This is a genomic window from Nitratireductor sp. XY-223 (genome assembly GCF_004959855.1).
Classification (GTDB): Bacteria; Pseudomonadota; Alphaproteobacteria; order Rhizobiales; family Rhizobiaceae; genus Hoeflea_A.
The window spans coordinates 901,921-915,161 of the sequence record NZ_SPNT01000001.1; the positions used below are offsets into that span (position 1 = coordinate 901,921).

Annotated in this window: 12 protein-coding genes; 5 read left to right on the top strand and 7 right to left on the bottom strand. The window is 61.4% G+C overall.

The genetic code is table 11. The features are described 5' to 3' along the window. Positions 1-7: 7 nt before the first annotated feature. Positions 8-1,180, bottom strand: coding sequence for a GNAT family N-acetyltransferase (locus E4M07_RS03980; RefSeq protein ID WP_169054072.1), 1,173 nt, complete (start codon positions 1,178-1,180; stop codon positions 8-10). Between the two features lie 179 nt (positions 1,181-1,359). After that, positions 1,360-1,584 carry a DUF2842 domain-containing protein gene (locus E4M07_RS03985; RefSeq protein WP_136656976.1) on the bottom strand — a complete coding sequence of 75 codons (225 nt, stop codon included), beginning with the start codon at positions 1,582-1,584 and terminating at the stop codon, positions 1,360-1,362. 180 nt (positions 1,585-1,764) lie between these two features. Here E4M07_RS03985 and E4M07_RS03990 point away from each other — a divergent pair, with 180 nt between their 5' ends. Continuing rightward, positions 1,765-2,841, top strand: coding sequence for a COX15/CtaA family protein (locus E4M07_RS03990; protein ID WP_136656977.1), 1,077 nt, complete (start codon positions 1,765-1,767; stop codon positions 2,839-2,841). Between the two features lie 55 nt (positions 2,842-2,896). Here the strand turns inward: E4M07_RS03990 and argC are convergent, their stop codons facing one another. Continuing rightward, complete coding sequence (gene argC, locus E4M07_RS03995) at positions 2,897-3,829, bottom strand: N-acetyl-gamma-glutamyl-phosphate reductase (protein ID WP_136656978.1); 933 nt, start codon at positions 3,827-3,829, stop codon at positions 2,897-2,899. 246 nt (positions 3,830-4,075) lie between these two features. On the opposite strand from argC, the gene E4M07_RS04000 reads away from it, so the two are divergent. From E4M07_RS04000 to E4M07_RS04015, 4 genes are all read left to right on the top strand, one after another. Beyond that, positions 4,076-5,209, top strand: a complete 1,134-nt coding sequence (locus E4M07_RS04000; protein WP_246660355.1) for a cytochrome c peroxidase — start codon at positions 4,076-4,078, stop codon at positions 5,207-5,209. Between the two features lie 167 nt (positions 5,210-5,376). Then, entirely contained in the window at positions 5,377-6,516 is a 1,140-nt protein-coding gene (locus tag E4M07_RS04005) for an aminotransferase class I/II-fold pyridoxal phosphate-dependent enzyme (protein ID WP_136656980.1), read from the top strand. A 124-nt stretch (positions 6,517-6,640) separates the two neighbouring features. Beyond that, complete coding sequence (locus tag E4M07_RS04010) at positions 6,641-7,348, top strand: hypothetical protein (protein ID WP_136656981.1); 708 nt, start codon at positions 6,641-6,643, stop codon at positions 7,346-7,348. A 10-nt stretch (positions 7,349-7,358) separates the two neighbouring features. After that, on the top strand, positions 7,359-8,996 hold the full coding sequence (locus E4M07_RS04015) for an SH3 domain-containing protein (RefSeq protein ID WP_136656982.1): 1,638 nt from the start codon (positions 7,359-7,361) through the stop codon (positions 8,994-8,996). Positions 8,997-9,042: 46 nt separating this feature from the next. Here E4M07_RS04015 and E4M07_RS04020 read toward each other — a convergent pair whose 3' ends face one another. The 4 genes from E4M07_RS04020 to E4M07_RS04035 form a co-directional block, all read right to left on the bottom strand. Next, complete coding sequence (locus E4M07_RS04020) at positions 9,043-9,966, bottom strand: DMT family transporter (protein WP_136656983.1); 924 nt, start codon at positions 9,964-9,966, stop codon at positions 9,043-9,045. 120 nt (positions 9,967-10,086) lie between these two features. Then, positions 10,087-11,487: a TRAP transporter large permease gene (locus E4M07_RS04025; protein ID WP_136656984.1), complete on the bottom strand. Its 1,401-nt coding sequence runs from the start codon at positions 11,485-11,487 to the stop codon at positions 10,087-10,089. Positions 11,488-11,501: 14 nt separating this feature from the next. After that, on the bottom strand, positions 11,502-12,134 hold the full coding sequence (locus E4M07_RS04030) for a TRAP transporter small permease (protein WP_136656985.1): 633 nt from the start codon (positions 12,132-12,134) through the stop codon (positions 11,502-11,504). Between the two features lie 80 nt (positions 12,135-12,214). Next, positions 12,215-13,225, bottom strand: coding sequence for a C4-dicarboxylate TRAP transporter substrate-binding protein (locus tag E4M07_RS04035; RefSeq protein WP_136656986.1), 1,011 nt, complete (start codon positions 13,223-13,225; stop codon positions 12,215-12,217). Between the last annotated feature and the right edge of the window lie 16 nt (positions 13,226-13,241).

Below are 13,241 nucleotides of genomic sequence, written 5' to 3' on the forward strand. Positions count from 1 at the left end.
CAGGACGTTATCTGGCGTTGGTGATCCAGAGCCTGACGGCTTTCGCCAGTTTGAACACGCCCGGGCGCGATTTGACGAAGCGTTTCACATCGGTGGCTATACGCGCCGAGAGCGTCCCGACGCGGCCTGCAGCCGTGACTGCCAGATACGTATCGTAGTGCCGTGTTTCCACGTCGCACCAATTGCGCTTGTAGGGCTCGTCGCCGACTCCGAAATCGAACATGTTCGCGCCGGATTCGCAGGCGTCGCGGATGATGAGGTAAAACAAGAGCTCGCCGGGGCTTGCGTGTTCGGTCGGTCCCATGGCTATCGAGCTGAACTGGCAGATGATGTCGCGCCCCTTGCTCGACAATGCCGCGAGCGCGCAGATCAGGCCGTCGTGCTGACGCAGCCGGATTGCGTACATCTCGATCATCTTGCGCTCCTGGCCGACACTTTCCTGCGCCAGGCGGTGGAAATAGGCCTGGATGTCGGGATCGCCGAAAATCTCGGGCAATCCCTGATAGGCGAAGCGCGCGGATTTCTGCAGGTAGAACTCTTCGAGGAGCTCACGGGCCTCGTCGGCCGTACCCGCCTTGATGAAGTCGTACCCGCCGATCTCATCGAGCTTTCGCTCGGACTTTCGGAACCGCTTGCGGCGCCGCTTGGCGTTGCCGCGCGACAGGACGGCGGAGAAATCGCCGTCCAACGTCACATGAAAGGAGCGGTTCTGGTTTTCAACACTCGGCCAGTGGGAGAAGGGGTTTCGGTAGCCGTGCCATTCAAGCGGCTGCCGATCCAGGTGCACGAAATCCACACCAAGCGGCAATTTGGCGAGCTCTCTGCGCAGTTCCAGCATGGTTGCCGGGTTGGCATCGTCCAGGAAATGCGACGAGAACACACCGAAATTGACATTGTTGAAAGGCGCGGCAATGTACTTCGCCACTTTCAGCGGACCGTGGCGCGTGATGTAAAGCGGCAAAATGAATGCCGTCTCGCCGGAGCGGGCGCCGGATCCGTATACGGCCGTGATGATCAGCGGTTTGGCCCCGGTCTCGATTATCCAGCCGCGGCACCAGTCGTAGGTCTGGTGTACCGGGCACTCGGGGGCTGCTTCAAGCGCGCGCCACACGGGCTCTATCGACTCCAGCTCATTCGAACACTGGAGGGAAAAACTGGTTGCCTCAACCGGTTTTCGCATCGAAATCGTCTCCGCCGACCCTGCTCCCCCGCAAGCCTCTCCGCGATCCATCGCGACAGGCGCGTGCATCGACAATTGGGCTTCTCAACCGGAGGGTCAAATTCTTGCCCCAACCGATATTAACCGATTGAACTTAAAAAACTCTGATTGCAGGGTAAATTGGCATCGACGGCGGCGGTTCAGCGTTCGCGGCGTGCTCCGCCGGCAGGCCTTTCCATCCAGCGAATGACAAGCATAGCGGGCAATATCCACAAAAGGCCGGACACCAGGAAATACAACAGGTGCACCCACCAGGGCGATTCGGCGAGCCTGTAGGACGCGACGGTGGTCGCGATCAGGGCGTAAAGCACCACCAGTGCGATCAGGACAATCATTCCGATCAGTTTTCTGAGGCGAACGGGCATTCGAGCTCTGCGGCTATTGGTCTGCTGCTGCAAGTAAAGGAAACGGCGCGCCGTTCAAGCCCTATTTTCCCATGGCGATAGCCTATTTTGCCGCATCCTTCCCGACAACCTGTGTCTTGCGTTCTTTGGCGGACTGTTACAAATGTGCGCAGACAACAGCACAGGGTCGCCCATTTGCCGATGACAACGTCCATTTCACCCCGTGATGCCGACGCGAACCGAATCGCCATTCGCATCTGGCTGGCAATCGTTTGCCTCGCGATCTTCGCGCTAGTCATCGTCGGCGGGGCGACACGGCTGACCGATTCCGGCCTTTCGATCACGGAATGGAAGCCCATTCACGGCGTCATCCCGCCGCTCAGCGAAGCACAGTGGGAAGAGGAGTTGGAGCTCTACAGGCAAATTCCGGAGTACCAGCAGATCAACAAGGGCATGAGCCTGTCGGAGTTCAAATATATCTACTGGTGGGAGTGGGCGCACCGGCTGCTTGCCCGCGGGGTAGGGGTGCTGTTCGCAGTGCCGCTGGCGGTGTTCTGGCTCGCCGGCCGGATCGAGCCGCGCCTGAGGCTGCCGCTTGTCGGCATACTGGCCCTCGGCGGACTGCAGGGTTTCATCGGCTGGTGGATGGTCACGTCCGGGCTCGTCGACAGGGTGGATGTCAGCCAATACCGCCTCGCAACGCACCTGACGCTCGCCTGCGTCATATTCGCGGCCATCATCTGGGTTTCCCGGGGGCTCGCGCACTACAGCGACGATCCAGCGCCTTCCCCGGGATCGGCCAGGACTGCCGGGCTGATCGCCATCATGGTGCTCGTCCAGATCTATCTCGGCGGTCTTGTCGCCGGCCTTGACGCGGGACTTGCCTACAACACGTGGCCGCTGATGGATGGCGCGATCGTGCCGTCCAACCTGTTCACCATGAAGCCGGCCATCGCGAATTTCTTCGAGAACGCCAAGACCGTACAGTTCACGCACCGGGTCTTCGGCTATCTGCTTTGGCTGGTTGTTCTCATCCACATGATCGCGAGTGTTGCCCGAGCGGCGAACACCACCCACGCACGGCGCACGGTGGTGCTTTTCGGCCTCGTCACCCTGCAGGCCGCTTTCGGCATCGTGACCCTGTTGCAGCGGGTGCCCGTGTCCTGGGCGCTGGTGCATCAGGGTATGGCCCTTGTTGTCCTCGGCTTTGCGGTGGCGCACTGGCGGGCATTTCACGGCAGCTACGCGCTGCCGGCCGCCGAATTGCGGCACGCGTAACGGACCCTTCAGTGCCGGTGCAATAGCGTGAAGGCGAGGGCGGGGCCGCCCTCAATCAGCTTGCGAGCATCAGGTTCATGTTCTGGACGGCGGCGCCGGAAGCGCCCTTGCCGAGATTGTCCAGCAGCGCGACCAGGTTGACATGTGCGCCGTCGGGACTGCCGCAGACGAACAGTTTCATGCCGTCGGTTCCGGCGAGTTCCTCGGCGTTGATCCGCTCTATCGAGGCGCTTTCTTCCGGCGAGGCCACCTCGACGAACGGCTGGCCCGCATAATGCGCCTCAAGGACCGCATGGATCTTTTCCATGCTCGCCCCTCCGGACAACAGGTCGAGGAAAAGCGGAACCTGGACGATCATGCCCTGGGGGAACCGTCCGACGCTCGGCGAAAACAGCGGCAGGCGGTCGAGCAGGCCGTGTTCCTGCATTTCCGGCAGGTGCTTGTGCCTGAGCGTCAGCGCATAGGCGAAATGGGGCGCTGCGATATGGTCCGGACTGCTCTCGTCCTCCATCTTGGCGATGAGCTGCTTACCGCCGCCCGTGTAACCGGATACGGCATTGACCGTCACCGGATAGTCGGCGGGCAGGATGTTTTCCATCCGCAGCGGCCGGATCAGTGAAACTGCCCCGGTCGGATAGCATCCGGGATTGGCGACGAAGCGCGCATTGGCGATCCGCTCTGCCTGGGCCCGTTCCATCTCGGCGAAACCGTAGGCCCAGCCGGAATCCGTGCGATAGGCGGTGCTGGTGTCGATCACCCGCGTCGAGTTGCTTCCGCCGAGCATGCCAACGGCCTGCCTCGACGCGGTATCCGGCAGGCACAATATGGCGATGTCGGCCTCGTTCAGACGGTCCTCGCGCAGGGCTTCGTTGCGGCGCTCGGCTTCGGGAATCGAAATGACGTTGATATCATCGCGGCCGGCCAGACGGGTCCTGATCTGCAGACCGGTCGTGCCATGCTCACCATCAATGAAAATCTTCGGTTTCATATCCGTCTCGATTTCTGTTTCCTGCCAAACGCCATTTTGCCGTGCAGACCCGCAACCATACGCCAACTGCGTCAATTGGCCAATGTCCCGGCCGGCGAGAATGGCCTACACATTGTATTTACTGGGCGATAACAACGTTTCATTCGTGCGCGCTCCCCTATATTTATACGGGCGCCAAAACTCAATAGGGTTGGTTCCATGCGGGCAGTCAAAAGCGCCATTTATGTTACGTTGTTTGGAGCAGTTGTGCTGTTTGCGCAACAGGATACCCGTGCCGACGGGCCGTCGATCGGCTCGATCGAGGAACTCGGCAAGGCGCTGTTTTTTGATGCCAATCTGTCCAGGAACCGGACCCAGTCCTGTTCCACCTGCCATGCACCGGAGGCCGGCTTCACCGATCCGCGCAACAACGGATTTGACGATCCGGTCTCTCGGGCCGTTTCGCTCGGCGACGACGGAACGTCGATCGGCGACCGCAATGCGCCGACAGCGAGCTATGCGCGCTTCAGCCCGAAATTCCACCTTCGCGAAGACGGCGAATATGTCGGCGGGCAGTTCTGGGACGGCCGCGAGGCGGATCTCGAGGGCCAGGCGGGTGGGCCGCCGCTCAACCCGATTGAAATGGGCATGGCGAGCAAAGAGGACGTTGTCGCGCGCCTGCAGGAAAATGCGGATTACGTCGCGGCATTCAAGGTCTATTTCGGCGATTCCATTTTTGAAGATCCGCAAGCGGCCTACGGTGCAATGACAAAGAGCATCGCGGCCTTCGAGCGGACCGACGAATTCGCGCCTTTCGATTCCCGCTACGACCGCTACCTGAAGGGCGAGGTGAAGTTCACCAAGCAAGAGGAACTGGGGCGGACGCTGTTCTTTTCCGATCAGTTCAGCAATTGCAACGAGTGCCACCAATTGAGGCAGATACCCGGCGCCGAACGCGAGACCTTCACCAATTACGAGTTCCACAATATCGGAACGCCGGTGCACACCGCGGTGCGCGCTGCCAATGGCAGCGGCGAGCGGTTCGCCGATCTCGGACTGCTGGCCAACACTGCCGTCAGCAGCGTCGAGCATGCCGGCAAGTTCAGGGTGCCGACACTGCGCAATGTGGCGGTGACCGGGCCCTATATGCATAACGGGGTCTTCAAGGACCTGCGCACCGTGGTGGCGTTCTACAATCAGTACAACACCACGGCTGAGTCCGCGAAGATCAATCCCGAAACCGGTCGCCCCTGGGGCCGCACGCAGTTCCCGAGGACCCTTTCGGTCGAGGAACTGACTGTCGGCCCGGCACTCGACGACCAGCGTATCGATGCGCTGGTGGCGTTCTTGAAGACGCTGACCGATGCGCGCTACGAGCATCTGCTCGAGGGCAAGCGCTAGGCGTCCGTTCCGGGAATAAGCCGACACACCTTCGAGGACAGGGCCGCTGGAGCGAAAAGGCCGTAAGCCGGCCAATCAAATCTCGGTCAAGTCATGGTTACAGGGTCCGGCCTTGTCTGCTACCGTCGACGCCAGTCCATCCCTGCACTCAATCGAATGGTGACATCATGATCTGGAGATCCAACCGGCGACAATTCCTCACTGGCGCGCTGGCGGCGGCAGGTGGTGTTGTGCAGCCGATAACCTCCAACGCCTTGGAAAGTGCCGAATCCCTGGCCGCGCTGGCGGAACCGGCACCGGGTGTCGCAAAGCTGAATGCCAATGAGAATCCGTTCGGGCCCAGTCCCGCGGCCAAAAGGGCGATTGAAGAATCGGCGACCTATGGGTCCCGATATATCACCAACAACTTCAAGCGCCTTGCGGAGATGATTGCCGAGCGGCACGGCCTGACGACCGATCACGTGGCCCTCAGCGCGGGATCCAGCGGCGTCTTGACGCAACTGACGGTCGCCGCCTCGCGCAACGGCCATATCCTGATGCCGAACCTCTTCTGGGACACGACCTGCAAGGCCGCCGAGCGCCAGGGCGCCAAACTCGAGCGCATGCCGCAGACACAGGATTTCGCCATCGACATCGACGGAATGCTTGAGCGGATCGACGGGACGGGCCTGGTCCAGGTAACCAATCCGAACAACCCGACAGGCCTGTTGCTCGACCCGGCCCGTCTCAGGCAGTTCTGCATCGCCGCTGCCAAGAAGACGATCGTGCTGGTGGACGAAGCCTACAACGAGATTACCGAGGACCCGGACGGCAACAGCATGGTCGATCTCGTGCGCGACGGTCATTCGGTGGCCGTCTCCCGCACGTTCTCGAAGATCTACGGGCTCGCCGGAATGCGTATCGGATACATGATCAGCACGCCCGAGATCATCGAGAAGGTGGAGCAGTACAATATCGGCAACTACGTCATGAACCAGGCCGGCATATCGGCCGCGCTGGCGTGTTATGAAGACGAAGATTTCATAAAGCGCTCCAGGCAGGAGATCCTCGAAGCACGGCAGATCGTCGAGGACGGTCTCAAGGCGAACGGCCTCGACTACATTCCCTCGCACACCAACTTCATATTCGTGAATCTCGGTACCCTGAACGCTGAAAATTTCCGCGTTGCGATGAAGGAGCGCGGCGTGATCATTCATGGGATCTATCGCGATTACACGCACTATTCCCGGGTCAGCATGGGCAGGCTGGCTGATGTCAGAAAATACGTGGAGAACCTGCCTAAGGTGCTGGATGCACTAAGGCAGTAAACACCGGCGCGCCAAGGCGTCCGGCACCCAACCGGGACCGCTCGCCGCGGGTCCGTTTTGGGAAAGATGCGACTGTGCTACATTGATCTACGGTTGAAACCGGGAGCTGTCATTGCAGACAAAAGTGCATCAGCAAATCCCAGAAGAGGCGAAGCGCGAGGATCCGGAACCGCCCGATCCCAAGGAGCTGGCGCGGTGGCAGCGACTGGTGCTGCCCGTCATGGTGTTCGCTGTCATTGGTGCCGGGATATTCTTCGCCGTTGCGATCATTCAGGAAATCCGGACCCTTTATCCCCGGCTGGAACATCAGCCGAGTGAGATCGCCGGGTATTTCGAGAGCTTCGAAGCCGAACGCCCGGAAGCGGCAGCAGATCTGGAGTACCTGAGGTTCAAGACCCTGACGCTGCTCGAGGCCGATGCGCTGCAGAGCCGTTACCGGCAAGCCAACGCTGCAATGCTCTCGCGGATCTGGACACGGCAGATGGGCTTTCTGACCGGGATGCTGATGGCGCTGATCGGATCGGCCTTCATCCTGGGGCGCATAGAGGTGAAGCAAACGACGCTGTCCGCCAAGGGACAGGGTCCGGAAACCGCAGGCGGCATGGTCTCGGGGGCTCTGGCGACGACCTCCCCGGGTATCGTGCTGGCCACGCTCGGTGCGATACTGATGGGCATGACCATCGCTGTTCCGGGACGGATCGCGACCACCGACAGCCCGGTCTATCTTCGCCCGCTCCTGACGGGCCAGCCGGTCTTTCAACCGAACGGAGCGGTGGACCTGCCGGTGCCGCCGCCTCTGCCGGTCGCGCCCACGGAGAACGGCGGCAACTAGGCGATTGTCGATGGGAGGCAATGCGATGCGCCATGTCCTGATCATTCTTTGCATCAGCCTGCTCGGCGGCCACGGTACGGCCTGGGCACAAGGCGAGGCGCTCTACGACGAAGGCAAGCACGAATGGGAACAGCAAGCTTGGCCGGGCGCCTATGCACCGCTGCGCGAATACAGATTGATCAATTTCGGCAGGCGACCCGATGTCGACTACATGCTCGGCACCAGCGGTTGCCGTATCGACGGCCTTCAGACCTTCGGCGTCAACATGCTGAATGCGATGCTCTACGCCTATCCGCTGACTCCAGAGAGCCGGGAGGTTGTCAGGAGCGAGCTGGATCTATGCCGCGGGGGCGCTGCCGCCGGCGATGACGACCGGCTGCGTCTCGCCCTGATCGACTGGCCGCCCGCGGGCGTGAGTGCCGTGTTCAAGGTCTTTTACTGGGACAACGACACACAGCCCGTAACGTCCTATCCGATGCGACGCGTGGAGAATTTCGAGCGGTCGTATTTCACCGACCGTCTTGTCAGGCTCGACGACGAGGAGGCGGCCTACCGGATGGCCAAGGGGCTGTCGCCCGGCGGACGCGTGTGGGTATCGGGCCGGATGATCCTGGTCAGTGAAAACGACCACGAGCGGGCTGAATTCGAAGAGATCGGATCGACCCTGAACCGTTACGCGGACTTCCTGACGTCTGAATACGGTATCGGAAATCTCGACCATTACGTGACCATCCACCTTGTCGGCGACCGGGAACAGCTCAGGGACCGGGCACTCGATCTGCACGGGCTGGATGTCAGCGCGGCGACGCTGGGATACGCCTATGCGGACGATCTCAGCCTGGTCGCCTTCGTTCCCGAGACAGCGTCCGGCACGGTGCTGCACGAGCTCTTTCACCTGATGGTGCGGACGGAATACGGAAACATCCCGCAATGGCTCGACGAGGGCATAGCCTCACTTTACGAAGTCTCTGTTAGCAACGGGACGCGTTTTTGGGGTGTCGACAACTGGCGCGGCAACGTCCTCAAAAGGCTGTGGGGCGAGTACCGGCCGACGGTCGAGCAGCTTGTCCGCAGCGACTGGTTCCTTTTCGACGATCCGGCCCAGGTCGAGGCGGTCGAGGCAGCGGCGGGCAATCCGAACGAACTGATCTACCGCGAGGACGAGTCGGCGCGCCAGGCCGCGATGATGGCGACGGCTCGCTATTTCGCCATGTATCTACAGGAGACCGGCAAGCTCAAGCGGATCTTCGAGGAGATGAAGCGGAGCGATCCGGGGGCAATAGAGGATTACGAGGTCGATCCGCGCGACCACGCCGTGGCGGTGGTCCGGGCCAGTCTGGACGACCGCAGTCTGGAGGAAATAGACGCGGCGTTCTCGGAATGGTTCCTGGGCGACGGCGCCACCAGGGTGGGGCGGCCCCAGGACGCGACCGAACTCATCGAAAAGGCAGAGCCGGGAACGGTCTTCAAGGCGACAACGGCGGTCAATGTCCGCCGCGGCCCCGGAACGGCGTTCGACCGGATCGGCGGGCTCGCGACGGGCGACCTGGTGGCCGTCGAAACAGTGAAGAACGGCTGGGCCGCGATCCGGCTGGAAAACGGCGGGCGCGGTTATGTTTCCGCCCGGTATCTCGAGCAAATGCCCTAGACAAAAAAGACCGGTTTTCTGATGGTCGACGGCGCCGCCGGGCGGCCTACCTGTCGGATCGTGTGGGCCAGGTACCGATTGCTGCTCCGAGGACGATCAACAGCGCCCCCGCAACAAGCAGATACGTGATTTCAGCAAGACCAAGGAAGACGAGCAGAAAGGTCGCGACCAGAGGGGTGCCGTAGGCGAGGACCGAAAGCGTACGCGCATCGCCGCGCGCGACGCCGTAGTCCCAAACCGCATTTGCAAGCCCCATCGGTGCCACGCCCAAGGCGATTACGGCTGCGATCTGCGTTGTGTTTAGACTTTGGGTGGTTTCGATATTCATGTGTATAGCAACACATACGAGGGCCGCGACCGCACCATAAACCCCAACGGAATCCGAAGCAGACCGATCGTCGATCATGCGATAGGTCGTGTAGGCGGCAAATGACAGACCGGCGAGAAAGGCGCAACCGATGCCGATCAGGTCCAGCTGGACACCGGAAAACGGGTTGACCACCAACACAGCGCCCAGGAAACCGAGGATCACGGCAGCGTAATGTCTCAGGTGTAGAGCCTTGAGCCCCAGCACTGCCGCGAGCACCAGCGCCAGCATTGGCCAAAGATAAGCAATGACGCTTGCCTGGGCCGGTGAAATGCGTGTCACGGCAATAAAGTTGAAGGCGTTTGTACCGAGTATGCCGATGATGCCGGCCAGCAGCAGTCCCCAGGACTTTGGGAACATGTCCCGGAGCGGTTCTCCGCGGCCGATCCGCAGGGCGGCGAGCAGAATGAAGCCGATGGTCAATCCCATCGCAAGGATCTGGAAAGTCGGCGCCGGCGCGGAATAGACGGCAAGTGCCGGCCACAGGGCCCACAAGAAGACCGAGGTCGATCCAATCATGGTCGCGGCAGGCTGGCCATGGGCTCGAGGACTGCCGGTTTCCCGGCCAGTGTCAAAGCAGAGTACCGCAGCAGTTGTCAGCATCGTTTCCGCAATCCGCCGGTTGATAGCCTGCCGACTTTATATCGAAGGCACCATGCCAGAATAGCCCGGATCTTTTCGGAACGGAACTCGTGGGGCTTTGACGCGTCGCACGATATCTTGTCAGACCCGCATCGGCAGCCACAGGACGATCGCCGGGAATGCGACGAGCAACGCGATGGTGATCGCATCGGCGATGAAGAAGGGCGTCACGCCCTTGAACACGTCCTGAACGCTGAGATCTTCCCGGACTCCCGCCACGACAAAGCAGTTCAGTCCGATGGGCGGCGTTATCAGGCAGAACTCGGCCATTTTCACCACCAGGATGCCGAACCATATGGCGCACATGGGGCCGCTCATGCCGAACGTGCTTTCGGCTGCCGAAACGGCTTCCCCGCCGTTGAGCGCCATGACAGCGGGATAGACAACCGGCAGCGTGAGCAGCAGCATGCCGATGGCATCCATGAACATCCCGAGCACCGCATAGGCCAGGAGGATGCAGATGAGGATCAGGATGGGCGACATGGTCAGGGACGTGATCCAGTCGGCAAAGGCGCCGGGCAGGTCGGCAAAGCCGAGGAAACGGACGTAAATCAGCACCCCCCAGATGATGGTGAATATCATCACGCTGAGCTTTGCCGTCTCCAGGAGCGCGTCCTTCAGCTCGGGCCAGCGCATGCCGCGGAAGGCCGCCATCAGGAAGACTACGAATGCGCCGATCGCGCCGCCCTCGGTCGGCGTGCCCCAGGCATCGCCGCCGAAGGGGTTGTATACGAACAAGATGATGGTGATGACAACGAAGAATATGGGCAGCACCGGCGGCAGAGAGACGATGCGCTGTTTCCAGGTGAAGCCCTTCACGGCCGGGCCGAAACCGCGGATGCTCAGAGCCAGGCCTATGATCAGCAGGCCATAGATAAGGGCGGAGAATGCCCCGGGAATAAAGCCGGCGAGCAGCAGTTTTCCGACGTCCTGTTCGACGATGATTGCGTAAATAACCAGGATTGCCGATGGCGGGATCAGCGAGGCGAGCGTGCCGCCCGCGGCTACGACGCCGGCGGCAAAGCGCTTGTCGTATCCGATGGCCAGCATTTCGGGAATCGCAATGCGGGCGAAGACGGCCGACGTCGCGACGGAGGCGCCGGAGACGGCGGCAAAGCCGGCGGTGGCGAACACCGTGGCGACAGCGAGGCCGCCGGGGACCCAGGCGAGCCAGCGCTTGGCTGCCTCGAAAAGGGCCTTGGTCAGCCCGGCGTAGTAGGCGAGATAGCCGATCAGGATGAAGGTCGGGATCAGGCTCAGCGCCTGGCTCGAAATCTTCGAATGCGGCACCTGTCCGGCGGTTTTCACGGCAACGGTCAGGGCCCAGCCGAAATCATCGGCGCCATAGTCTTTCCTTGCCCAGAAGATCCATATCAGGCCGACTAGCCCGGCAAGGCCAGCGGCAAAGGCGACGCGCATGCCCAACAGGACAAGGACCAGCAGTCCGCCGGAGACGATTAGGCCTATTTCAATGGGTTCCATGACTTAATGTGTCCCTAGTCGTCACGTCCGGAGACATGCTCGGCTTCCATGGCTGCCTGTGTGGCCGCGTCGGCGATCAACGGCACCGCCACCGGACGTTCGTCGTTGCGCCAGAAGGCAAGCCCGTAGGCATAGATCTGCAGGACAAGGCGCAGGGACAGAACGGAAAAGGCGATCGGGGCAAGCAGTTTGGCGGGCCAGATCGGCAGCGCGATGTCCATCGAGCTGTCCCGGCTCCAGAGCGGCGCGGCAAAATCGAAACTGCGCAGGAAATGCGACCAGCTTCCCCAGACCATGAGCACCATCAGGACAAGGATCGCGAATGTCGTGATCAATTCGACGAGGTAGAGGGTCCGGCCGGAAAGCGAGGCGGCGACGATGTCCATTCGGATATGGGCGCCGTCGCGCTGTACGAATGAGACTCCCAGGAAGGCGATGAGCGGCATCGCCTGCTCGATCCAGTCGACATAGCCGGGTAGCGGCTGGTTCAGGAAATTGCGGCCGCTGACGGATACGACGGCGAGCAGCATGAGCGCGAACACCGCGAGGCCGCTGAGCAGCGCCATGAACGTTTCCAACCGGTAGAGCCGGCGGTCTATTTTGCTGAGTGTGCTGCCGTCGGACAGCACCAGGGATGAGCCTGCCACAACCACCTCCCAGAATGCGGCAAATCGGATCTGGAGCTAGAGCCGCGCCGCAACCAATGCGGCGCGGGCATGCTTAGGGCCTAGCTGCCCTGGTTGATCTGTTCGACAACGAAATCATAGAGCTCCTGTGCGGGGAGCCCGCGCCCTCCGTTTTCCTCGATCCAGGCCGCTGCGGCCGGCGCGGCTGCTGCCTCGCGGAATGCATCGATCTCTTCCTGCGTGAACGTGACCTGTTCGATGCCGCGCTCTTCGAGAGCCGGTCCCCAGGCCTTCATGGTCTTGTTGTTGTAATTGTCGATGTAGTGGTCGAGCGACTCGTCAACGGAGCTCAGCAGCGCATCGCGCTCCTCGTCGGACAGGGCGTTCAGTGCGTCGGTATTGACCACAACCGGGCAGTTAACGGTGCCGGGATTGAGGTTGGTCGTCCACCAGTTGCCGCTTTCAATGACGCCGAACGACATGTGGGCATGCGGTGCGAAGGCGACCGCTTTCACAACACCGCTGTCGATTGCCTGGCGCACCTCGGTCGCGGACATGGAGGTGGGTACCGCGCCGACGGATTTCATCGCGGCGCCGATACCGCCGGTGGCACGGACCGTCAGACCGTCGAAATCAGCAAGGCTCTTCGGTGCGTCGCCGACGCCGACGAGATTGTACTGGGGCAGGGGCGACGGCATCAGCAGCGTCGCGTTCCAGCGGGCGAGGTCCTTGACGGCTGCCGGGTGCTTGTAGAGCGCCATCGAGATGTCGCGCTCCTTCTCAAGGGAATCGACGCCGAGGAACGGCAATTCCAGCACCGTTATCGACGGGTTCTTGTCCCGGTGATAGCCGGCGCAGAACTGCGCCATTTCGAAGGCGCCGATGGAAATGCCATCGAGGTTCTCACGGTTCTTCGAAAGACCCCCATAGCTGATGTTGAGCGTGAAATTGCCGTTGGTCTTCTGGCTGACGAGTTCAGCCAGCTTCTCGACGTGTTCGGTGAACGCGCGGCGCTTGCCCCACAAAGAAACGTTCCACTCGGTTGCCAGCGCCTCCGAAGCCATGGAAACGGCGAGTGCCGCAACGGCCGTGCGGCCAAAGAATTTGCGCATGATAATCCTCCCGGAT

Bases quoted from the DNA above. Each gene is read 5' to 3' on its own strand.
- E4M07_RS03980 (WP_169054072.1), bottom strand. From the start codon at position 1,180: ATGCGAAAACCGGTTGAGGCAACCAGTTTTTCCCTCCAGTGTTCGAAT.
- E4M07_RS03985 (WP_136656976.1), bottom strand. From the start codon at position 1,584: ATGCCCGTTCGCCTCAGAAAACTGATCGGAATGATTGTCCTGATCGCA.
- E4M07_RS03990 (WP_136656977.1), top strand. From the start codon at position 1,765: ATGACAACGTCCATTTCACCCCGTGATGCCGACGCGAACCGAATCGCC.
- argC (WP_136656978.1), bottom strand. From the start codon at position 3,829: ATGAAACCGAAGATTTTCATTGATGGTGAGCATGGCACGACCGGTCTG.
- E4M07_RS04005 (WP_136656980.1), top strand. From the start codon at position 5,377: ATGATCTGGAGATCCAACCGGCGACAATTCCTCACTGGCGCGCTGGCG.
- E4M07_RS04015 (WP_136656982.1), top strand. From the start codon at position 7,359: ATGGGAGGCAATGCGATGCGCCATGTCCTGATCATTCTTTGCATCAGC.
- E4M07_RS04020 (WP_136656983.1), bottom strand. From the start codon at position 9,966: ATGCTGACAACTGCTGCGGTACTCTGCTTTGACACTGGCCGGGAAACC.
- E4M07_RS04025 (WP_136656984.1), bottom strand. From the start codon at position 11,487: ATGGAACCCATTGAAATAGGCCTAATCGTCTCCGGCGGACTGCTGGTC.
- E4M07_RS04035 (WP_136656986.1), bottom strand. From the start codon at position 13,225: ATGCGCAAATTCTTTGGCCGCACGGCCGTTGCGGCACTCGCCGTTTCC.